At 60.9% G+C, this 21,261-nt stretch carries 20 protein-coding genes and 1 pseudogene; 13 read left to right on the plus strand and 8 right to left on the minus strand.

Annotation, left to right across the window (positions count from 1 at the left end; all coding sequences use genetic code 11):
* Positions 1-141: 141 nt before the first annotated feature.
* Entirely contained in the window at positions 142-1,566 is a 1,425-nt protein-coding gene (locus tag V6M90_RS05295) for an aminotransferase-like domain-containing protein (protein ID WP_332846176.1), read from the plus strand.
* 62 nt (positions 1,567-1,628) lie between these two features.
* Positions 1,629-3,197: a phospholipase D family protein gene (locus V6M90_RS05300; RefSeq protein WP_141062862.1), complete on the plus strand. Its 1,569-nt coding sequence runs from the start codon at positions 1,629-1,631 to the stop codon at positions 3,195-3,197.
* Here the strand turns inward: V6M90_RS05300 and V6M90_RS05305 are convergent.
* Entirely contained in the window at positions 3,194-4,336 is a 1,143-nt protein-coding gene (locus tag V6M90_RS05305; RefSeq protein ID WP_141062861.1) for an MFS transporter, read from the minus strand. The two genes, V6M90_RS05300 and V6M90_RS05305, sit on opposite strands and share 4 nt — an antisense overlap.
* Before the next feature lie 85 nt (positions 4,337-4,421).
* Positions 4,422-5,915 carry an aldehyde dehydrogenase gene (locus V6M90_RS05310; protein ID WP_003176903.1) on the minus strand — a complete coding sequence of 498 codons (1,494 nt, stop codon included), beginning with the start codon at positions 5,913-5,915 and terminating at the stop codon, positions 4,422-4,424.
* Between the two features lie 229 nt (positions 5,916-6,144).
* Here V6M90_RS05310 and V6M90_RS05315 point away from each other — a divergent pair, with 229 nt between their 5' ends.
* Positions 6,145-6,507 (plus strand): cupin domain-containing protein, encoded by a 363-nt coding sequence (locus V6M90_RS05315; protein ID WP_141062859.1) that lies wholly within the window; start codon positions 6,145-6,147, stop codon positions 6,505-6,507.
* A gap of 69 nt (positions 6,508-6,576) precedes the next feature.
* Here V6M90_RS05315 and rpmG read toward each other — a convergent pair whose 3' ends face one another.
* Together rpmG and rpmB are read right to left on the minus strand one after the other, a co-directional pair.
* Positions 6,577-6,732, minus strand: a complete 156-nt coding sequence (gene rpmG, locus V6M90_RS05320) for a 50S ribosomal protein L33 (protein WP_003176906.1) — start codon at positions 6,730-6,732, stop codon at positions 6,577-6,579.
* 11 nt (positions 6,733-6,743) lie between these two features.
* Positions 6,744-6,977, minus strand: a complete 234-nt coding sequence (rpmB, locus tag V6M90_RS05325; protein ID WP_003176907.1) for a 50S ribosomal protein L28 — start codon at positions 6,975-6,977, stop codon at positions 6,744-6,746.
* A gap of 458 nt (positions 6,978-7,435) precedes the next feature.
* Here rpmB and V6M90_RS05330 point away from each other — a divergent pair, with 458 nt between their 5' ends.
* Entirely contained in the window at positions 7,436-9,028 is a 1,593-nt protein-coding gene (locus V6M90_RS05330) for an ABC transporter substrate-binding protein (RefSeq protein WP_003176908.1), read from the plus strand.
* A gap of 28 nt (positions 9,029-9,056) precedes the next feature.
* Here the strand turns inward: V6M90_RS05330 and radC are convergent, their stop codons facing one another.
* Complete coding sequence (gene radC, locus V6M90_RS05335) at positions 9,057-9,731, minus strand: RadC family protein (RefSeq protein ID WP_078826577.1); 675 nt, start codon at positions 9,729-9,731, stop codon at positions 9,057-9,059.
* A 143-nt stretch (positions 9,732-9,874) separates the two neighbouring features.
* Here radC and coaBC point away from each other — a divergent pair, with 143 nt between their 5' ends.
* From coaBC to argB, 4 genes and pseudogenes are all read left to right on the plus strand, one after another.
* Positions 9,875-11,083 carry a bifunctional phosphopantothenoylcysteine decarboxylase/phosphopantothenate--cysteine ligase CoaBC gene (gene coaBC / locus V6M90_RS05340; RefSeq protein WP_332846177.1) on the plus strand — a complete coding sequence of 403 codons (1,209 nt, stop codon included), beginning with the start codon at positions 9,875-9,877 and terminating at the stop codon, positions 11,081-11,083.
* 5 nt (positions 11,084-11,088) lie between these two features.
* Complete coding sequence (dut, locus tag V6M90_RS05345) at positions 11,089-11,544, plus strand: dUTP diphosphatase (protein WP_003176911.1); 456 nt, start codon at positions 11,089-11,091, stop codon at positions 11,542-11,544.
* Positions 11,545-11,801: 257 nt separating this feature from the next.
* Positions 11,802-13,205 (plus strand): annotated as a pseudogene (locus V6M90_RS05350) (phosphomannomutase/phosphoglucomutase); the annotation flags it as partial.
* A gap of 18 nt (positions 13,206-13,223) precedes the next feature.
* A complete protein-coding gene (gene argB / locus V6M90_RS05355) occupies positions 13,224-14,129 on the plus strand; it encodes an acetylglutamate kinase (protein ID WP_003176913.1) in 906 nt (301 codons plus the stop codon).
* Positions 14,130-14,277: 148 nt separating this feature from the next.
* Here argB and pyrE read toward each other — a convergent pair whose 3' ends face one another.
* Positions 14,278-14,922 carry an orotate phosphoribosyltransferase gene (pyrE, locus tag V6M90_RS05360; protein WP_021492595.1) on the minus strand — a complete coding sequence of 215 codons (645 nt, stop codon included), beginning with the start codon at positions 14,920-14,922 and terminating at the stop codon, positions 14,278-14,280.
* Between the two features lie 82 nt (positions 14,923-15,004).
* Here pyrE and V6M90_RS05365 point away from each other — a divergent pair, with 82 nt between their 5' ends.
* Positions 15,005-15,784, plus strand: coding sequence for an exodeoxyribonuclease III (locus V6M90_RS05365; RefSeq protein WP_003176915.1), 780 nt, complete (start codon positions 15,005-15,007; stop codon positions 15,782-15,784).
* A gap of 58 nt (positions 15,785-15,842) precedes the next feature.
* On the opposite strand, the gene V6M90_RS05370 is transcribed toward V6M90_RS05365, so the two are convergent.
* Entirely contained in the window at positions 15,843-16,211 is a 369-nt protein-coding gene (locus V6M90_RS05370; RefSeq protein ID WP_003176916.1) for a DUF4870 domain-containing protein, read from the minus strand.
* A 22-nt stretch (positions 16,212-16,233) separates the two neighbouring features.
* The gene (gene rph / locus V6M90_RS05375) at positions 16,234-16,956 is read right to left on the minus strand and encodes a ribonuclease PH (protein WP_003176917.1); all 723 of its coding nucleotides are present in this window, start codon (positions 16,954-16,956) and stop codon (positions 16,234-16,236) included.
* A gap of 197 nt (positions 16,957-17,153) precedes the next feature.
* Between rph and V6M90_RS05380 the strand changes: the two genes are divergently transcribed.
* The 4 genes from V6M90_RS05380 (at position 17,154) to spoT (ending at position 21,245) form a co-directional block, all read left to right on the plus strand.
* Positions 17,154-18,017, plus strand: a complete 864-nt coding sequence (locus V6M90_RS05380) for a YicC/YloC family endoribonuclease (RefSeq protein ID WP_003176918.1) — start codon at positions 17,154-17,156, stop codon at positions 18,015-18,017.
* A gap of 10 nt (positions 18,018-18,027) precedes the next feature.
* Positions 18,028-18,648 carry a guanylate kinase gene (gmk, locus tag V6M90_RS05385; RefSeq protein ID WP_003176919.1) on the plus strand — a complete coding sequence of 207 codons (621 nt, stop codon included), beginning with the start codon at positions 18,028-18,030 and terminating at the stop codon, positions 18,646-18,648.
* Between the two features lie 167 nt (positions 18,649-18,815).
* Entirely contained in the window at positions 18,816-19,079 is a 264-nt protein-coding gene (gene rpoZ / locus V6M90_RS05390) for a DNA-directed RNA polymerase subunit omega (protein WP_003176920.1), read from the plus strand.
* 60 nt (positions 19,080-19,139) lie between these two features.
* Positions 19,140-21,245 (plus strand): bifunctional GTP diphosphokinase/guanosine-3',5'-bis pyrophosphate 3'-pyrophosphohydrolase, encoded by a 2,106-nt coding sequence (spoT, locus tag V6M90_RS05395; RefSeq protein ID WP_003176921.1) that lies wholly within the window; start codon positions 19,140-19,142, stop codon positions 21,243-21,245.
* The last annotated feature ends 16 nt before the right edge of the window (positions 21,246-21,261 follow it).

Here is a 21,261-nt window from a genome sequence, read left to right on the forward strand (position 1 = left end):
CCTTGAGTGCACAGAATGAGCGCGTCGCGAAAACCATTACAGATTCAAACCATTTTTATTAAATCAATACAGATACTGCCCATGCGCGCCTGAATCCTGTATTTTTCCCCGATCTGTACTGGTCCCTCGGGAGCGACCGCCATGACCCTCTACGTTAATCTCGCCGAACTGCTGGGCACTCGCATCGAACAGGGCTTCTATCGCCCTGGCGACCGACTACCGTCCGTACGGGCGTTGAGCGTAGAGCACGGGGTCAGCTTGAGCACCGTTCAGCAGGCGTATCGGTTGCTGGAAGATAACGGCCTGGCCATGCCCAAGCCAAAATCCGGCTACTTCGTGCCCGTTGGTCGTGAGCTGCCAGCCCTACCGGAGGTAGGCCGGCCAGCACAGCGCCCGGTGGAAATTTCCCAGTGGGATCAGGTGCTGGAGTTGATTCGCGCAGTGCCGCGCAAAGGCGTCATACAGCTGGGTCGCGGCATGCCGGATGTATTGTCGCCCACCCTGAAACCGCTGTTGCGCAGCCTGGCCCGGGTCAGTCGACGCCAGGATCTGCCGGGGCTGTATTACGACAATATCCTTGGCTGTATGGAACTGCGCGAGCAAATTGCCCGACTGTCATTGGATTCCGGCTGCCAGCTGAGCGCCGAAGACATCGTGATCACCACCGGCTGCCATGAGGCGCTCTCCGCGAGCATCCACGCCATCTGTGAACCCGGCGATATCGTCGCAGTCGATTCGCCCAGCTTTCACGGCGCCATGCAGACCCTCAAGGGCCTGGGCATGAAAGCGCTGGAAATCCCCACCGACCCGATCACGGGCATCAGCCTCGAAGCCCTGGAGCTGGCCCTGGAACAGTGGCCGATCAAAGTCATCCAGCTGACGCCCAATTGCAACAACCCCTTGGGCTACATCATGCCTGAGGCGCGCAAACGCGCATTGCTCACCCTGGCCCAACGCTTTGACGTGGCAATCATCGAAGACGATGTGTATGGCGAACTGGCCTACAGCTACCCGCGCCCGCGCACCATCAAATCATTCGATGAAGACGGCCGTGTGCTGCTGTGCAGCTCGTTTTCCAAGACCCTTGCGCCGGGCCTGCGCATTGGCTGGGTTGCGCCCGGGCGCTACCTGGATCGGGTGCTGCATATGAAATACATCAGCACCGGCTCGACGGCCACACAGCCACAGATCGCCATCGCCGAATTCCTCAAGAACGGCCACTTCGAACCACACTTGCGGCGGATGCGCACCCAATACCAGCGTAATCGCGACTTGATGCTCGACTGGGTAAGCCGCTATTTCCCGGCGGGCACGCGTGCCAGTCGCCCGCAAGGCAGCTTTATGCTGTGGATCGAACTGCCGGACGGCTTCGACACCCTGAAGCTCAACCGCGCCTTGATCGAACAAGGCGTACAAGTGGCGGTGGGGAGCATTTTTTCGGCGTCCGGCAAGTACCGCAATTGCCTGCGCATGAACTACGGCGCCAAACCCACCCCTCAGATCGAAGAAGCCGTGCGTAAAGTCGGCGCCGCCGCGAGCAAAATACTGGCGGAATCGGTGGACTGACCTTTCTCGAGAAATAGCCGTCCTATGTCGACAACCGACCAGCTCTGGAAGCGACTCCCTTGATGATTCGACGGCTTTTACCGTTTTGCCTGTTGGGAGCCCTGGCTCTGGGAGGTTGTGCCACGGTGAATACGCCGCGCATACCCAGCGATGCCCTGCCAGCCGCACAGTCCTCGTTCGGCCGCTCAATCCAGGCTCAGGCCGCACCCTACCAAGGACGCTCGGGCTTTCGCCTGCTGCCCAACAGCAGCGAAGCCTTCATGGCCCGCGCCGAGTTGATCCGCAACGCCCAGACCAGCCTCGACCTGCAGTACTACATCGTGCACGACGGTATCAGCACGCGCATGCTGGTGGATGAACTGCTCAAGGCCGCCGACCGCGGCGTACGGGTGCGTATCCTGCTGGACGACACCACCAGTGACGGCCTTGACCAGATCATCGCCACCCTCGCCGCCCATCCCAGAATCGAGATTCGCCTGTTCAACCCGCTGCACCTGGGACGCAGCACGGGTGTGACGCGGGCCATGGGCCGCCTGTTCAACCTGTCGCTGCAACACCGACGCATGCACAACAAACTGTGGCTGGCGGACAACAGCGCGGCCATCGTTGGCGGACGCAACCTGGGGGATGAGTATTTCGATGCCGAGCCCAACCTGAACTTTACCGATATCGACATGCTCAGCGTCGGGCCCGTCGCCGAGCAACTCGGGCACAGTTTCGATCAGTACTGGAACAGCGCGCTGAGCAAACCCATCGATGACTTTGTTTCGAGCCGCCCCTCAAAAGGCGACCTGGCCGCCGCGCGCGTGCGCCTGGAGGCCTCGCTGGCCGAATCGCGACAGCAGAATCATGCGCTGTACAACCGCTTGCGCGCCTACCAGACCCAACCGCGCATGGACACTTGGCGCCGCGAGCTGATCTGGGCCTGGAACCAGGCGCTATGGGACGCGCCGAGCAAGGTACTGGCCAAGGCCGACCCGGATCCGCACCTGTTGCTGACCACTCAATTGGAGCCGGAACTCGAGGGCGTCAGCCATGAGCTGATGATGATCTCGGCGTACTTCGTACCGGGGCAGCCGGGGCTGGTGTACCTGACGGGACGCGCCGACGCGGGCGTGTCGGTGAGCCTGCTGACCAATTCCCTGGAAGCCACCGACGTGCCGGCCGTGCACGGAGGCTACGCGCCGTATCGCAAGGCGCTGCTGGAACACGGGGTAAAACTCTATGAACTGCGCCGCCAACCGGGCGACCCCAGCGCCGGCAGTGGGCCGCACTTGTTTCGTCGAGGCTCATTCCGCGGCTCGGATTCGAGCCTGCACAGCAAGGCGATGATCTTTGATCGACAGAAGTCGTTTATCGGCTCGTTCAACTTCGACCCACGCTCCGTGCTGTGGAACACCGAAGTCGGCGTGCTGGTGGACAGCCCCGAGCTGGCGGAGCACGTGCGCAAGCTGGCGCTGCAGGGCATGGCGCCGGCGTTGAGCTATGAGGCGAAGCTGCAGGACGGCAATGTGGTGTGGGTGACCGAGGATAACGGCCAACTGCACACCTTGACCCGCGAGCCTGGCAGTTGGTGGCGGCGGTTCAATGCGTGGTTCGCCACCAGCGTGGGCCTGGAGCGCATGCTCTAGGCGGTTGTCGCTGCGCCAAACGCTCCTTGGCGCAGCAACAACAGCACCAACCCCAATGCGCCGGCAGCCATCAGTAACGGCAGCGCATGCCCGCTGATCCACTGGCTGCCTGCACCCGCCACCAATGGGCCGATGAGGCACCCAATGCCCCACAGCTGCGCGATGTGAGCATTGGCACGCACCAGCGCATCGTCGCGGTAACGTTCGCCGATCAGAATCAGGGACAACGTGAATAACCCGCCTGCACTGGCGCCGAACAGCACCCATATCGGCCAGATCAGCAACGTGTGCATCAGCACTGGAACCGCCAGGCTCGACACCAGCAGCAACAGCGCACAGCTGAGGAACAACGTGCGGCGCGGCAGATAGTCCGCCAGCGCACCGATGGGCAATTGCAGCAGCGCATCGCCGACCACCACCGTGCTGACCATCGCCAAGGCGATCTCGGCGGTAAAGCCCTGCTGCAGGCAATACACCGGCAACAGCGTCAGGATCATCGCTTCGAACGCGGCGAACAATGCCACCGCCCAGGCAATCGCCGGCAAGCTAACGCAAAAACGCCACAGATCGACGAAGGTCACGCCGAACGACTCGGCGGTGGGAGCGCCGGAGCGACCCAGCAATGCTAGCGGGGCCACCAGCAACAGGCTCACGCCGACCCAGAATCCATAGTCATGATCGGTACCGATCACGCCCAACAGCAACGGCCCCGAGAGTTGGCTCAAGGCGTAACTGCAGCCATACAGCGCCACCAGCCGGCCACGCCACTGCTCCACCACCAACTGGTTGATCCAACTTTCGCCGAGGATAAACACGATGGTCAGGATCACCCCGATCATCAGGCGCAACACCAGCCATATCGGGTAACTGGGCAGAATCGCCAGCAACCCGATGGAGACCGCGCCGCCCCACAGGCACAGGCGCATCAGGTTCGCGGTGCCGAGCCAGGAGGCCAGGCGACTGGAGACTTTGGCGCCGAGCAATACGCCGAAGGCCGGCATCGCGGCCATCACACCGATGGCGAAACTGCCATAGCCCCAGCCTTCCAGGCGCAGGGACACCAGCGGCATGCTCACGCCCAATGCCAGGCCGACGCTGAGTACGGAGGCCAGGACGGCGAAGTAAGTCGCCCACCGCATTGCCACGCTCCTGTGGATAATTTCTGATTTACACAAAGCAGTGTGGGAGGGGCTTGCCCCTCCCACATTTAGCCTGCGGTGTTGCTTAAAGCTTGATCCAGGTCGATTTCAGCTCGGTGTATTTGTCGAACGCATGCAGTGACTTGTCGCGCCCGTTGCCCGACTGCTTGAAGCCACCAAACGGCGCGGTCATGTCGCCGCCATCGTACTGGTTGACCCACACGCTGCCGGCGCGCAGGGCCTTGGCGGTCAGGTGCGCCTTGGAGATATCGGCGGTCCACACGGCGGCGGCCAAGCCATACACTGTGTCGTTGGCGATCTTCACCGCTTCTTCGGCGCTGTCGAAGGTAATCACCGACAGAACCGGACCGAAAATCTCTTCCTGAGCGATCTTCATCGCATTGGTCACACCGTCGAAGATCGTCGGCTCGACATAAGTGCCGCCGGTTTCTTCCAGGGTGCGCTTGCCGCCAGCCACCAGTTTGGCGCCATCGGCGTGGCCGGCCTCGATGTACGACAACACTGTGTTCATCTGCTGGGTATCCACCAGTGCGCCGACATTGGTTGCCGGATCCAGCGGATTTCCCGGCTTCCAGCCCTTGAGGGCCTCGATCACCAGCGGCAGGAATTTATCCTTGATGGAACGCTCCACCAACAGGCGCGAACCGGCAGTGCAGACTTCGCCCTGGTTGAAGGCGATGGCACCAGCGGCGGATTCGGCGGCGGCTTGCAGGTCCGGGGCGTCGGCGAACACGATATTCGGGCTCTTGCCGCCGGCTTCCAGCCATACGCGCTTCATGTTCGACTCGCCGGAGCGAATCAACAGTTGTTTGGCGATCTTGGTGGAGCCGGTGAATACCAGGGTGTCGACATCCATGTGCAGCGCCAGGGCGTTGCCGACAGTGTGGCCGTAACCCGGCAGTACGTTGAACACGCCTTTGGGGATACCGGCTTCAACGGCGAGGGCCGCGATGCGGATGGCGGTCAGCGGGGACTTTTCGGACGGCTTGAGGATCACCGAGTTACCGGTGGACAGCGCTGGGCCGAGCTTCCAGCACGCCATCATCAATGGGAAGTTCCACGGCACGATGGCGCCGACAACGCCCACCGGTTCGCGGGTCACCAGGCCCAATTGATCGTGCGGGGTAGCGGCGACTTCGTCGTAGAGCTTGTCGATCGCCTCGCCGCTCCAGCTCAGGGCATTCGCCGCGCCGGGTACGTCGATGTTCAGGGAGTCGCTGATCGGCTTGCCCATGTCCAGGGTTTCGAGCAGCGCCAGCTCTTCGGCATTGGCCTTGAGCAGCGCGGCGAAACGGATCATGGTGGCTTTGCGCTTGGCCGGCGCCAGGCGCGACCAGACACCCGAGTTGAAGGTGGCGCGGGCGTTTTCCACGGCGCGTTGGGCGTCGTCGGCGTCACAACTGGCAACAGTGGCCAGCAGGCGGCCATCGACCGGGCTGATGCATTCGAAGGTATCGCCGGAAACAGCAGCGGTGTATTCGCCATTGATGTAGGCGCGGCCTTCGATCTTCAGATCCTTGGCGCGTTGTTCCCAGTCGGCACGGGTCAGGGTGGTCATGCGAGTGTCCTCCTCTTATTGAATACAAGGGCCAGGCGATGTCCCCCGGCAGCCTCAAAGAATGCTTGCCCGCCCGCCATCTGTCAGGCGCAAGGCAGCTGCCACCCTAAACCAGCGGCCGGGGATGTTTCAATATATTTGACATAACGGCGGTAAACGCCCTTGCGATGTTCATTTTAATAAACATAGACTTTGGGCTCTCCAACCGCAGGCCAGACGGGACACGCACATGAGCATCCAGGACATCGTCGACTTCAGCCAAGCCAACACCGCCCCCGAACGCTATCGCCCTGCCGCCGAGAAAATCCTCAAGGGCGATCCCGAACAGACCGTCTATAACCACTACAACAGCCCGTGCGGCCAGATGAACGCTGGCGTCTGGGAAGGTGAAGTCGGGCAATGGAAAGTCAACTACACCGAGCATGAGTATTGCGAGATTGTGCAGGGCGTGTCGGTGCTGCGTGACGCCGAGGGTAACGCCAAGACCCTGCGCGCCGGCGACCGCTTCGTGATTCCGGCGGGCTTCAGCGGTACGTGGGAAGTACTGGAGCCGTGCCGCAAGATTTATGTGGTCTTCGAACAGAAAGCCTGATCAAACGCGCACGCAAAAAAAAGCCCGCATCGTGAGATACGGGCTTTTTTTCACAAGGAAGAAAATCAATTACTTGATTTTGCCTTCTTTGTAGATCACGTGCTTGCGAACGCGCGGGTCGAACATTTTCTTTTCGAGCTTGTCCGGGGTAGTACGCTTGTTCTTGTCGGTAGTGTAGAAGTGACCAGTACCGGCGCTAGAGATCATTCGAATCAATTCACGCATAATAGAGCTCCTTAGATCTTGCCAGCGGCGCGGATTTCGGCCAGCACGACAGTGATGCCACGCTTGTCGATGATACGCATGCCTTTGGCAGATACACGCAGGCGAACAAAACGTTTCTCTTCTTCAACCCAGAAGCGGTGATGCTGCAGGTTCGGCAGGAAACGACGACGGGTTTTGTTATTTGCGTGGGAAATGTTATTCCCAGTCACCGGACCCTTACCGGTAACTTGACAGACTCTCGACATGCCTCAGCCCTCTAAAACCACATGCCCAACCCGGCATGGGTTGGCCGCTTAATCTCTCAGTCATTTGGCGCCAGGCGCCGCGTTTCTTTAGGGTCTTACCGGCTACACCTACAAGCGAAGGAACCGGGCCCCTAGAAAAGAGCGCTGCTTTATACCAGAAAGACCCTGGTGCAACAACAGCGAGTGTGTTTTTACCGGAGTAAATCTCGCCTGTTGACGCCTGAACCGTTGCCAGGAGGGGCCGCTGTCACAGCCGACCGCTCGTCGCACAGAATGATTTTCAGCGCACACGCGCACCGCAAAGTGCGCGACGAAACAATCTGAGGCGCCATCAAAACAGCATTTTGACTAAAAGCACAGGCAAAAATGGGCTAGTCATTTATCCATCAGACCACTACGGTAGGACTTTTCCAGACTGCACTCGCAGATGGGCCTTCGATCTGCAAAGGAAACCGACCATGCGCCTCGCTGCCCTACCGCTGTTGCTCGCCCCTCTCTTTATCGCACCGCTGGCCTGCGCCGCCACTACTTTGAGCGTATGCACCGAGGCCAGCCCCGAAGGGTTCGACGTGGTGCAGTACAACTCACTGACCACCACCAATGCTTCGGCCGATGTGCTGATGAACCGCCTGGTGGACTACGACGCAGCCGGCGGCAAGCTGGTGCCAAGTCTGGCGGACAGCTGGGACGTGTCGCCGGACGGCCTGACCTACACTTTCAAGCTGCACCCGAATGTGAAATTCCATCGCACCGAGTATTTCACCCCAAGCCGCACCCTGACCGCCGAAGACGTGCGCTTCAGCTTCGAACGCATGCTCGACCCGGCCAACCCGTGGCACAAGATCGCCCAAAGCGGTTTCCCCCACGCCCAGTCGCTGCAATTGCCGACATTGGTCAAAAAAATCGACGCACTGGACCCGCTGACCGTGCGCTTTACCCTGGACCACGCTGACTCTACCTTCCTCGCCGCCCTGAGCATGGGCTTTGCCTCGATCTATCCGGCCGAGTACGCCGATAAACTGCTCAAGGCTGGCACACCGGAGAAACTCAACAGCCAACCGATCGGCACCGGGCCGTTTATCTTCAGCCGCTTCCAGAAAGACGCCGTGATTCGCTACAAGGCCAACCCGGACTACTTCGCCGGCAAACCGGTTGTGGATAACTTGATCTTTGCCATTACCCCGGACGCGAACGTGCGCCTGCAGAAACTGCACCGCGACGAATGCCAGGTTGCCCTGTCGCCCAAGCCTCTGGACGTGGTCGAGGCCAGGAAAGATCCTGCGCTGAAGGTAGAAAAAACCGCTGCGTTCATGACCGCGTTCGTGGCCATCAACAGTCAACACCCTCCCCTGGACAAGCCGGAAGTACGTCAGGCAATCAACCTGGCCTTCGACAAGGCCAGCTATCTCAAGGCGGTGTTTGAAGGCACCGCCGAAGCCGCCAGCGGCCCTTATCCACCCAACACCTGGAGCTACGCCAAGGAATTGCCGGGTTATCCACAGGACCTCGCCAAGGCCAAGGCATTGCTGGACCGCGCCGGGCTCAAGGATGGCTTCAAGACGACGATCTGGACACGCCCCACCGGCAGCCTGCTGAACCCCAACCCGAACCTGGGCGCACAACTGCTGCAGGCAGACCTGGCCAAGGTCGGCATCCAGGCCGAGATCCGCGTGATCGAATGGGGCGAGCTGATTCGCCGCGCCAAGGCCGGAGAGCATGACCTGCTGTTCATGGGCTGGGCCGGCGACAACGGCGACCCGGATAACTTCCTGACGCCGCAGTTTTCCTGTGCGGCCGTGAAGTCCGGTACCAACTTCGCACGCTACTGCGACCCGGCGCTGGACAAGCTGATCAGCGCCGGCAAGACCACCAGCGAACAAGGCGTGCGCAGCAAGCTGTATCAGCAGGCCCAGGCCCAGATCCAGCAACAGGCGCTGTGGTTGCCCCTGGCACACCCGACCGCGTTTGCCCTGGTACGCAAGAATGTCGAGGGTTACCAGGTGAGCCCATTCGGGCGCCAGGACTTCTCGAAGGTCAGCGTCAAACCTTGAGCCTCGCCCCCGCCCTGACCGGGCGGGGTCACATCCACCCATACTCCGCCATCGACAACGGGTCACCATCCCCGACGATGATGTGATCCAAGACCCGCACATCCACTACTTCCAATGCCTTTTGCAGCGTCTTGGTCATTTTTCGATCAGCGGCGCTCGGCTGCGCAACACCCGAAGGGTGGTTGTGACACAGGATCAACGCCGCTGCGTTGTACGCCAGGGCACGCTTGACCACCTGCCGAGGGTAAACCAGGGCGGTATCGATGGTGCCTTGGGACAACGCTTCGAACCCCAGCACCCGATGCCTTGAATCGAGGAACAAACAGCCGAATATCTCGTTAGGCTCATGGCGCAACAGGGCCTTGAGGTACTCGCGCACGGCCAGCGGGCTCTCCAGCACCGAATCACTGCGCAGGCGCTCGGCCATGTGCCGCCGGGACATTTCCAGCACCGCCTGCAATTGCGCGAACTTTGCCGGCCCCAGCCCCAGTTGCTGGTTGAACACAGCCTGACTGGCCTCCAGTAGCGGACGCAGGCCACCAAACTGCGCCAACAGATGGCGCGCCAGGTCCACGGCACTCTTGCCGCACACCCCCGTGCGCAGGAAGATTGCCAGCAACTCGGCATCCGACAGGCTCGCCGCGCCCCACTCCAGAAGCCTTTCTCGCGGCCGCTCCGCCGCCGGCCAATCACGAATACTCATCCCATCTCCCTATGCATGTGCGCCGCTGCTGCCCAGCAAACGCTGTGTTATCGTAGGGCCTCTTTTTTGCCTGCGATTTCACCTGGGGAGGGGGCATCGCAGGCGTCACTGAACTGGCTTCACTGAACTGGAAAGGCAAACCAATGCAGCGTCTGTATCGGAAACGCATCGTTCTCGGCGTCGGCGGCGGCATTGCCGCCTACAAGAGCGCAGAGCTGGTTCGCAGGCTCCTCGACCAAGGCGCCGAAGTGCGCGTGGTCATGACCCGCGGCGGCAGTGAGTTCATCACGCCCCTGACCATGCAGGCCTTGTCCGGCCACCCGGTTCATCTGGACTTGCTGGACCCGGCGGCCGAAGCGGCCATGGGCCACATCGAACTGGCCAAATGGGCCGACCTGGTGCTGATCGCCCCGGCCACCGCCGACCTGATCGCCCGTCTGGCCCAGGGCATCGCCGATGATCTGCTGACCACGCTGGTATTGGCCACCGACGCCACCGTCGCCATCGCCCCAGCCATGAACCAGGCCATGTGGCGCGACCCGGCCACCCAGGCCAATACTCAATTACTGCAAAGCCGTGGCCTCAAAGTATTTGGCCCGGCCTCCGGCAGCCAGGCCTGCGGCGACGTCGGCCTGGGCCGCATGCTCGAAGCCACCGACCTGGCGCTGTGCGCCGCCGAGTGCTTCCAGCACCTGGCCCTGACCGGCAAGCACGTGCTGATCACGGCAGGCCCGACCCAGGAAAACATCGACCCGGTGCGTTACATCACCAACCATAGCTCAGGAAAAATGGGCTTTGCCTTGGCGGAAGCCGCGGTCGAGGCAGGCGCACGCGTCACCCTGATCACCGGCCCGGTGCATTTGCCGACACCCGATCGCGTCACGCGAATCGACGTAGTCAGCGCCCGGGACATGCTGGCGGCCTGCGAAGCGGCGATTCCGTGCAATCTATTCATCGCCTCGGCAGCGGTAGCGGACTACCGCCCGGAAGTCGTTGCGCCGCAAAAGCTCAAGAAAGACCCTACAAGCGGCGACGGCCTGCTCCTGCAAATGGTGCGCAACCCGGACATCCTGGCCACCATCGCCACGCGTCCGGACCGCCCGTTCAGTGTCGGCTTCGCCGCCGAGACCGAGCACTTGCTGGATTACGCCGCACGCAAATTGAAAGACAAAAACCTCGACCTGATCGTTGCCAATGATGTCGCCAACCCGAGCATCGGCTTCAACAGCGAGGAAAACGCCTGCAGCGTGATCGATCGCGAGCTGCACGCGACGCTTTTCGCCCAGACCAGCAAGGGCAAGATTGCCCGCCAACTGATCTCTTTTATCGCCCAACGGCTGAACCAGGTTTAATTTCCATGCACGCTTTGCAAGCCAAGATCCTCGACCCCCGCATCGGCACCGAATTCCCGCTGCCCGCCTACGCCACCCCGGGCTCCGCCGGCCTGGACCTGCGCGCCATGCTCAAGGAAGACACCGTCCTTGAACCGGGCCAGACCCTGCTGATCCCCACCGGCCTGTCGATCTACGTCGGCGACCCCGGCCTCGCGGCGCTGATCCTGCCGCGTTCCGGCCTGGGCCATAAACATGGCATCGTGCTGGGCAACCTGGTGGGGCTGATCGACTCGGACTACCAGGGCGAGTTGATGGTGTCGTGCTGGAACCGTGGCCAGACCGCGTTCAACATCGCGGTCGGCGAGCGTATCGCCCAACTGGTACTGGTGCCCGTCGTACAAGCCCACTTCGAGCTGGTGCAGGAATTCGACGAGACCCAACGCGGTGCTGGCGGCTTCGGGCATTCGGGCAGTCACTGACCAAGCTGACCCTGGCCGGCACCTTTGGTCCGGCCAGCCACCACCGCACGGCTTTCAGGAAGAAGAATGCGCGGAATTTATCGGCATGATTTCCCAATACGAATCAATGGGTTACGCAGAAAAAAATACGAACCCCAAACTCCGATGGCATTTTTGCACCACGAACTCTCTGCCGAAAACACCGTCATACCCTTCAGTTTGAGCCTGCCGGCCAGCCCCATCAAGGCCAGCCTTGCCCCCTTTCAGATGGAGTTCCCCCCGCAATGAGTACCGCAGCCCGAGTAGCCCCGACGTTCCCCGACAGCATCTTTCGCGCCTACGACATTCGTGGCGTGGTGCCCAAAACCCTGACTGCCGAAACCGCCTACTGGATTGGCCGCGCCATCGGCGCCCAGAGCCTGGCCCAGGACGAGCCCAACGTTTCAGTGGGTCGTGACGGTCGCCTTTCCGGTCCCGAGTTGGTGGAACAACTGATCCAGGGTCTGGCCGACAGCGGCTGCCACGTCAGCGACGTTGGCCTGGTGCCAACCCCTGCGCTGTACTACGCCGCCAACGTCCTGGCCGGCAAATCCGGGGTGATGCTCACCGGTAGCCATAACCCGTCGGACTACAACGGCTTCAAGATCGTCATCGCCGGTGACACCCTCGCCAACGAGCAGATCCAGGCCTTGCATAACCGCCTGAAAACCAATGACCTGACCAGCGGCAAAGGCAGCATCACCAAAGTTGACATCCTGCAGCGCTACTCTGACGAAATCACCCGTGACGTCAAACTCGCGCGCCGCTTGAAAGTGGTGGTGGACTGCGGCAACGGTGCGGCCGGGGTGATCGCCCCGCAACTGCTCGAAGCCCTCAATTGCGAAGTGGTCCCGTTGTTCTGCGACGTTGACGGCAACTTCCCCAACCACCACCCAGATCCGGGCAAGCCTGAGAACCTGGTGGACCTGATCGCCAAGGTCAAGGAAACCGCCGCCGACGTCGGCCTGGCCTTCGACGGTGACGGCGACCGCGTGGGCGTGGTGACGAATACCGGCGAGAACGTGTTCGCCGACCGCCTGCTGATGCTGTTCGCCCGCGACGTGGTGGCGCGCAATGCCAACGCCGAGATCATCTTCGACGTTAAGTGCACCCGCCGTCTCACGCCGCTGATCAAGGAATATGGCGGCCGTCCACTAATGTGGAAGACCGGTCACTCGTTGATCAAAAAGAAAATGAAGGAAACCGGCGCGCTGTTGGCCGGCGAAATGAGCGGCCATGTGTTCTTCAAGGAGCGCTGGTTCGGTTTCGACGACGGCATTTACAGCGCCGCTCGTCTGCTGGAGATCCTCAGCAAGGAAAAATCCACGGCGCAGGAGCTGTTTCAGACCTTCCCGAACGATATTTCTACGCCAGAGATCAATATCCATGTGACCGAGGAGAGCAAATTCAGCATCATTGACGCACTGCACGATGCGCAATGGGGTGAAGGCGCCAACCTGACCTCCATTGATGGTGTGCGAGTCGATTACGCCAAAGGCTGGGGCCTGGTTCGCGCGTCCAACACCACACCGGTGCTGGTCCTGCGTTTCGAGGCGGATACCGAGGCCGAGTTGCAGCGCATCAAGGACGTGTTCCACGCCCAGTTGAAACGTGTTGCCCCTGATCTCCAATTACCGTTCTGATTTTTACCGGAGCCCTGAATGACCCTCGAACGCGAAGCCGCTGCCAACACCGCCAAGGTCCTGTCCGAAGCGCTGCCTTATATTCGACGCTACGTCGGCAAGACGCTGGTGATCAAGTACGGCGGCAATGCCATGGAAAGCGACGAGCTGAAAACCGGCTTTGCTCGCGACATCGTGCTGATGAAAGCCGTGGGGATCAACCCGGTGGTGGTCCACGGTGGCGGCCCGCAAATCGGCGATCTGCTCAAGCGCTTGTCGATCGAGAGTCACTTCATCGATGGCATGCGCGTTACTGACGCGCAGACCATGGACGTGGTGGAGATGGTCCTCGGCGGCCAGGTGAACAAGGACATCGTCAACCTGATCAACCGCCATGGCGGCAGCGCCATCGGCCTGACCGGCAAGGATGCGGAGCTGATCCGCGCGAAAAAACTGACCGTGACCCGTCAGACACCGGAGATGACCCAACCGGAAATCATCGACATCGGCCAAGTGGGCGAAGTGATCGGCATCAACACCGACCTGCTCAACCTGCTGGTCAAGGGCGATTTCATCCCGGTGATCGCGCCGATCGGCGTGGGTGCCAACGGTGAGTCCTACAATATCAACGCCGACCTGGTGGCGGGTAAGGTTGCCGAGGCACTGAAGGCTGAAAAGCTGATGCTGCTGACCAACATTGCCGGCCTGATGGACAAGCAAGGCAAGGTACTCACCGGCTTGACGACCCAACAAGTGGACGACCTGATCGCCGATGGCACCATCTACGGCGGCATGCTGCCCAAGATCCGCTGCGCGCTGGAAGCAGTGCAAGGCGGCGTTGGCAGCTCGCTGATCCTGGATGGTCGGGTGCCGAATGCGATTCTGCTGGAAATCTTCACCGATACCGGTGTGGGCACGCTGATCAGTAACCGCAAGCGTCCTTAACCGCTGAAAACTAAAAAGCCCCCGTTCAATTCAATTGAACGGGGGCTTTTTGCATAGGCCTTGAAAACACCGAAGATCAAATGTGGAAGGCGGTGCGACGATTCGACTTGCCCCCTCCCACACAAGCCCTCACACAATGGGTTCTGTGTCAGACGCCGAACTGCTCGCGGTACGCCCGTACTGCCGGCAAATGCTGCTTGAGCTGCGGGTCATCTTCCAGGAACTGCAACACCTGGTTCAACGACACGATGCTCACCACCGGGATGCCGAAATCGCGCTCCACTTCCTGGATCGCCGACAACTCACCGTTGCCACGCTCCTGGCGATTCAGCGCGATCAACACGCCAGCTGCCTTGGCGCCGTCCTGGGAGGCGATGATCTGCATCACTTCACGGATCGCAGTACCGGCGGTGATGACATCATCGATGATCAACACATCGCCAGTCAGGGGGGCGCCGACCAGGCTGCCGCCTTCACCGTGGGCCTTGGCCTCCTTGCGGTTGAAGCACCAAGGCAAATCCCGCCCATGATGTTCCGCCAGGGCCACGGCCGTTGCGGCAGCCAGGGGAATGCCCTTGTAGGCCGGGCCGAACAGCACGTCGAAGGAAATACCGCTTTCAACGATGGCTGCCGCGTAGAAACGACCCAGCTGAGCCAGGGCCGAGCCCGAGTTGAACAAGCCTGCATTGAAGAAGTACGGGCTGGTGCGCCCGGACTTGAGGGTGAACTCACCGAAGCGCAAAACGCCGCGATCGATGGCAAAACGAATGAAATCGCGTTGATACGCCTGCATGAAAAAAGCCTCAGATACCACGGATTTAGCTAATTAGGTAGACGGCGTGTATCATACACGCACGCGATTTTTGGGGCCATTTATGCGGATCATCAGTGTGAACGTTAATGGTATTCAGGCTGCAGTCGAGCGTGGTTTGCTCAGTTGGCTGCAAGCCCAGAATGCCGACGTCATCTGCCTGCAGGATACCCGCGCCTCCGCCTTTGAACTGGACGACCCAGCCTTCCAACTGGATGGCTACTTCCTTTATGCCTGCGATGCCGAAGTCCCTGCCCAAGGTGGCGTGGCTTTGTATTCGCGGTTGCAACCCAAGGCGGTCATCAGCGGCCTCGGCTTCGAGACAGCCGACCGCTACGGGCGCTACCTGCAAGCCGATTTCGATAAGGTCAGCATCGCGACCTTGCTGCTCCCTTCGGGGCAGAACGGCGATGAGGATTTGAACCAGAAGTTCAAGCTAATGGACGACTTCGCCCGTTACCTGGATAAACAGCGGCGCAAACGTCGCGAGTACATTTATTGTGGCTCGCTGTATGTGGCGCAACAGAAGCTGGATATCAAGAACTGGCGCGACAGCCAGCAATCACCGGGCTTCCTGGCGCCGGAACGGGCCTGGATGGACGAGATTGTCGGCAACATGGGCTATGTGGATGCCCTGCGCGAAGTCAGCCGCGAAGGCGACCAGTACAGCTGGTGGCCGGACAACGAACAGGCTGAGATGCTCAACCTGGGTTGGCGTTTTGACTACCAGTTGCTGACCCCAGGCCTGCGCCGGTTTGTTCGCAGTGCACGCTTGCCGCGCCAGCCGCGCTTCTCGCAGCACGCGCCGCTGATCGTGGACTACGACTGGACACTGACCATCTGAGGTCTTTTTCCAGGCACAAAAAAACCGACATCGCTGTCGGTTTTTTTGTGGGCGCTCATTATTTGACCAGACGCCAGGTCAAGGGATAGCGATAGGCAATCCCCTTGTTGGCTTTGATCGCACCAATGATCGTCAGCACCACGCTCGCGATTGCCAACGCAGTCATCAGGAAGAACCCGATTACCGCGAAGGCCAGCACGATGCAAACGATCCAGGCGATGGCCACGGTGAGCTGGAAATTCAGGGCCTCCTTACCCTGATCATCAATGAACGGGTCCACTTCTTTTTTCATTTGCCACAGGATCAGCGGGCCGACGACACTGCCGAAGGGGAACACAAACCCCAGGAACGCCGCGAGATGACACAACATGGCCCCCTGACGGACTTCATAGGAAGGCGTGGGTACCGGCATCTGGTTGTCATTCATGGCGTTTCTCCTTGAGGCCGGTTCAGTCAGCCAGCGCGGCGTTCTGCAGGGCGAAGATCTCGGTCATGCCTTTCTGGGCCAAGGCCAGCATGGCGTTCAGCTCGGCCGGCTGGAAAGGCGCGCCCTCGGCGGTGCCCTGCACTTCGATGAAGCCACCGGTGCTGGTCATCACCACGTTCAGGTCGGTCTCGGCAGCCGAGTCTTCCAGGTAATCCAGGTCCAGCACGGGCTCACCCTGATACATGCCGACCGATACCGCGGCGATCATCTGCTTGAGCGGATCACCGCCCTTCAGGCCGCCACGTTTCTTGATCACTTTGAGTGCGTCGACCAGGGCCACCATAGCGCCAGTGATCGATGCCGTGCGGGTGCCGCCGTCGGCCTGGATCACATCGCAGTCGACATACAGGGTCACGTCGCCCAGCTTGGACATGTCCAGGGCAGCGCGCAGGGAACGACCGATCAGACGCTGGATTTCCAGGGTACGGCCGCCCTGCTTGCCACGGCTGGCTTCTCGCTGGTTACGCTCGCCGGTGGCACGCGGCAGCATGCCGTACTCGGCGGTCAACCAACCCTGGCCCTGGCCCTTGAGGAAACGCGGCACGCCGTTTTCGACGCTGACGGTGCAGATCACCTTGGTATCGCCAAACTCGACCAGTACGGATCCCTCGGCGTGTTTGGTGTAGTTGCGGGTGATGCGGATCGAGCGGAGCTGATCGGCAGCGCGACCACTTGGACGTTTCATAGGGGATACCTGTACGGAGGACGAAAAACTGCCGAGCATTATAGAGCCGCGAGCCGATTCGGGGCACTTCTAAAAAATTCGGTTACGAATGGTCAACTATTGCCCATTGCTTGGGCGCGCCCGCCCCACTGCGCTACAATCCTGCGCCTTCTTAATCATCAGCCCGTGTTTGCGGGACTGCAACGCGAGGTACCTCCATGGTGCACAGCATGACCGCCTTCGCCCGCGTCGAAAACGCCGGCGCCCAAGGCACCCTGAGCTGGGAACTGCGTTCGGTCAACAGCCGTTACCTGGAGCCGCACCTGCGCCTGCCGGAATCGTTCCGCGACCTTGAGGGCGCCGTGCGTGAAGCGCTGCGCCAAGGCATCTCCCGCGGCAAGCTGGAGTGCACCCTGCGCTTTACCGAAGAGACCACCGGCAAACCGCTGCAGGTCGACCGCGACCGCGCCGCGCAGCTGGTCGCCGCCGCCGAAACCATCGCCAGCCTGATCCAGCAGCCGGCCGCACTGAACCCCCTTGAAGTGCTGGCCTGGCCCGGCGTGCTGGTGGCCGACGCCGCCGACCCGCAAGCCCTCAACGCCGACGCCCTCGCCCTGTTCAACCAGGGCTTGAAGGAACTCAAGGCCGGCCGCGAGCGCGAAGGCGCCGAACTGGCACGCCTGATCAACGAGCGCCTGAGCGCGATCGAAGAAGACGTGATCACCCTGCGTGAGCTGGTGCCGCAGATGCTCGCCACCCAGCGCCAGAAAGTCCTCGACCGCTTCACTGACATGAAGGCCGACCTCGACCCGGTGCGCCTGGAACAGGAAATGGTCCTGCTGGCACAGAAGAGCGACGTCGCCGAAGAACTCGACCGCTTGAGCACCCATATTCTTGAAGTGCGCCGCGTGCTCAAGTCCGGCGGCGCCGCCGGTCGACGCCTGGACTTCCTGATGCAGGAACTCAACCGCGAAGCCAATACACTCGGCTCCAAGGCATTTGACCCGCGCAGCACCACGGCTGCGGTCAACCTCAAAGTGTTGATCGAGCAGATGCGCGAACAAGTACAGAATATTGAGTAAGGCACCCTCCATGACCCATAGCACCGGCACCCTCTACATCATTTCCGCCCCTTCGGGCGCGGGCAAAAGCAGCTTGGTCAAGGCGCTGACCGACACCAATGACCAGATCCGCATTTCGGTCTCCCACACCACCCGCGCCATGCGTCCGGGTGAGGTGAACGGCGTGCACTATCACTTCGTCGAGCGCACCGAGTTCGTCAAGATGATCGAACACGGTGACTTCCTGGAGCGCGCCGAAGTGTTCGGCAACCTCTATGGCACTTCGCAAAGCCACCTGCAGCAGACGCTGGACGAAGGCCACGACCTGATCCTGGAAATCGACTGGCAGGGCGCCGAGCAAGTGCGCAAGTTGATGCCCCAGGCGCGCTCGATCTTCATCCTGCCGCCTTCGCTCGAAGCCTTGCACCAGCGCCTGACCAACCGTGGCCAAGACAGTGACGAGATCATCGAAGGCCGCATGCGTGAAGCCGTCAGCGAAATGAGCCACTACGTCGACTACGACTACCTGATCATCAATGACGATTTTTCCCACGCACTGGATGATCTGAAGGCAATTTTCCGCACCAATCAGCTCCAGCAAAAGCGCCAACAGCAGCGTTTCGGCAAATTACTCGCCGAACTGCTGGGTTGATTGGCACTTCCCAAAACGGCTGCGAGGGCTTTACATTGGCGCTTGTAGCGGTTTGGCGAGGGCCTGCGAAAAATCAGCGCTTCCCTAAACGCTGGTGATTTTTTAAACTGCTCAGTCCGCTCGCCCAACCGGGCAGCGCGCATCTTGCATTCGCTCCGAGGAATACCATGGCCCGCGTAACCGTTGAAGACTGCCTAGAACACGTGGATAACCGCTTTGAGCTGGTCATGCTCTCTACCAAGCGTGCCCGTCAACTGGCCACCGGCGGCAAAGAGCCCCTGGTCCAGTGGGAAAACGACAAGCCTACCGTTGTAGCCCTGCGTGAAATCGCCGAAGGCCTGATGAGCTACGAGTTCATCGCCAACGCTGAAATCGTTGAAGACGAACCGCTGTTCGCAGCGTTCGAGGACGAGTCCAACGAGGCCGTCTAAGCCTATGCCTGGTCGACGTAGCACGGCGCGCAGTCACAGCCTTCGGCAGGAGTTCACACCTTGCCGAGCATAGACGCCCTCGCCGATCGCTTATCGACCTACCTCGGCCCCGACCAGGTCAACCTGGTCCGCCGAGCGTATTTCTACGCCGAACAAGCCCACGACGGCCAACGCCGCCGTAGCGGTGAGGCGTACGTCACCCATCCTCTTGCGGTGGCCAATATTCTGGCCGACATGCACATGGACCATCAGAGCCTGATGGCCGCGATGCTGCATGACGTGATCGAAGACACCGGCATCGCCAAGGAAGCGCTCAGTTCGCAATTTGGCGAAACCGTGGCCGAACTGGTCGACGGGGTCAGCAAGTTGACCCAGATGAACTTCGAGACCAAGGCCGAAGCCCAGGCGGAAAACTTCCAGAAGATGGCCATGGCCATGGCCCGGGATATCCGGGTGATTCTGGTCAAGCTCGCCGACCGGCTGCACAACATGCGCACGCTGGAAGTACTGTCGGGCGAGAAACGCCGGCGCATCGCCAAGGAAACCCTGGAAATCTACGCGCCCATCGCCAACCGGTTGGGCATGCACGCCATTCGAATCGAGTTCGAAGACCTCGGTTTCAAGGCCATGCACCCGATGCGCTCGGCGCGCATCTACCAGGCGGTCAAGCGTGCCCGGGGCAACCGCAAGGAAATCGTCAACAAGATCGAAGAGTCGCTGAGCCATTGCCTGGCGATCGACGAGATCGAGGGCGAGGTCAGCGGGCGCCAGAAGCACATCTACGGCATCTACAAGAAGATGCGCGGCAAACGGCGGGCCTTCAACGAAATCATGGACGTGTATGCGTTCCGGATCATCGTCGACAAGGTCGATACCTGCTACCGCGTGCTGGGTGCTGTACATAATTTGTACAAACCCCTGCCGGGCCGCTTCAAGGACTACATCGCCATTCCCAAGGCCAACGGCTACCAATCGCTGCATACCACGCTGTTCGGCATGCACGGCGTGCCGATCGAGATCCAGATCCGCACCCGCGAAATGGAAGAAATGGCCAACAATGGCATCGCTGCCCATTGGCTGTACAAATCCAGCGGCGACGAGCAGCCAAAGGGCACCCATGCCCGTGCGCGCCAGTGGGTCAAAGGCGTGCTGGAAATGCAGCAACGTGCCGGCAACTCCCTGGAATTCATCGAGAGCGTGAAGATCGACCTGTTCCCGGACGAGGTCTACGTGTTCACGCCCAAAGGCCGGATCATGGAGCTGCCCAAAGGCTCCACGGCGGTCGACTTCGCCTACGCGGTGCATACGGATGTCGGCAACAGCTGCATTGCGTGCCGCATCAACCGGCGCCTGGCCCCGCTGTCGGAACCACTGCAAAGCGGCTCCACCGTGGAGATCGTCAGCGCACCGGGCGCACGGCCGAACCCGGCGTGGCTCAATTTCGTGGTCACCGGCAAGGCGCGCACGCACATCCGCCACGCACTGAAACTGCAGCGCCGCTCCGAGTCCATCAGCCTCGGCGAACGCTTGCTGAACAAGGTACTCAACGGCTTCGACAGCGCGCTGGACAAGATCCCCCAGGAGCGCGTGCAAGCGATGCTTCACGAGTATCGCCAGGAAACCATCGAAGACCTGCTGGAAGATATCGGTCTTGGCAACCGCATGGCCTATGTGGTCGCTCGCCGCCTGCTGGGCGAAGGCGAACAGCTGCCAAGCCCGGAAGGCCCACTGGCGATTCGTGGCACCGAGGGCCTGGTGCTCAGCTACGCCAAATGCTGCACGCCGATCCCGGGCGACCCGATCGTCGGGCACCTGTCCGCGGGCAAGGGCATGGTGGTGCACCTGGACAACTGCCGCAATATCACCGAAATCCGCCACAACCCGGAAAAATGCATCCAGCTCTCCTGGGCCAAGGATGTCACCGGCGAATTCAACGTCGAGTTGCGCGTGGAGCTGGAACACCAGCGCGGCCTGATTGCCCTGCTGGCCAGCAGCGTCAACGCGGCCGACGGCAATATCGAAAAAATCAGCATGGACGAGCGCGATGGCCGCATCAGCGTGGTCCAGCTGGTGGTCAGCGTCCACGACCGTGTGCACCTGGCCCGCGTGATCAAGAAACTGCGTGCCTTGACCGGTGTGATCCGCATCACCCGCATGCGTGCCTAGCGCTTCAAATTAAGTC

It is taken from the genome of Pseudomonas lactucae (genome assembly GCF_036688725.1).
Classification (GTDB): domain Bacteria; phylum Pseudomonadota; class Gammaproteobacteria; order Pseudomonadales; family Pseudomonadaceae; genus Aquipseudomonas; species Aquipseudomonas lactucae.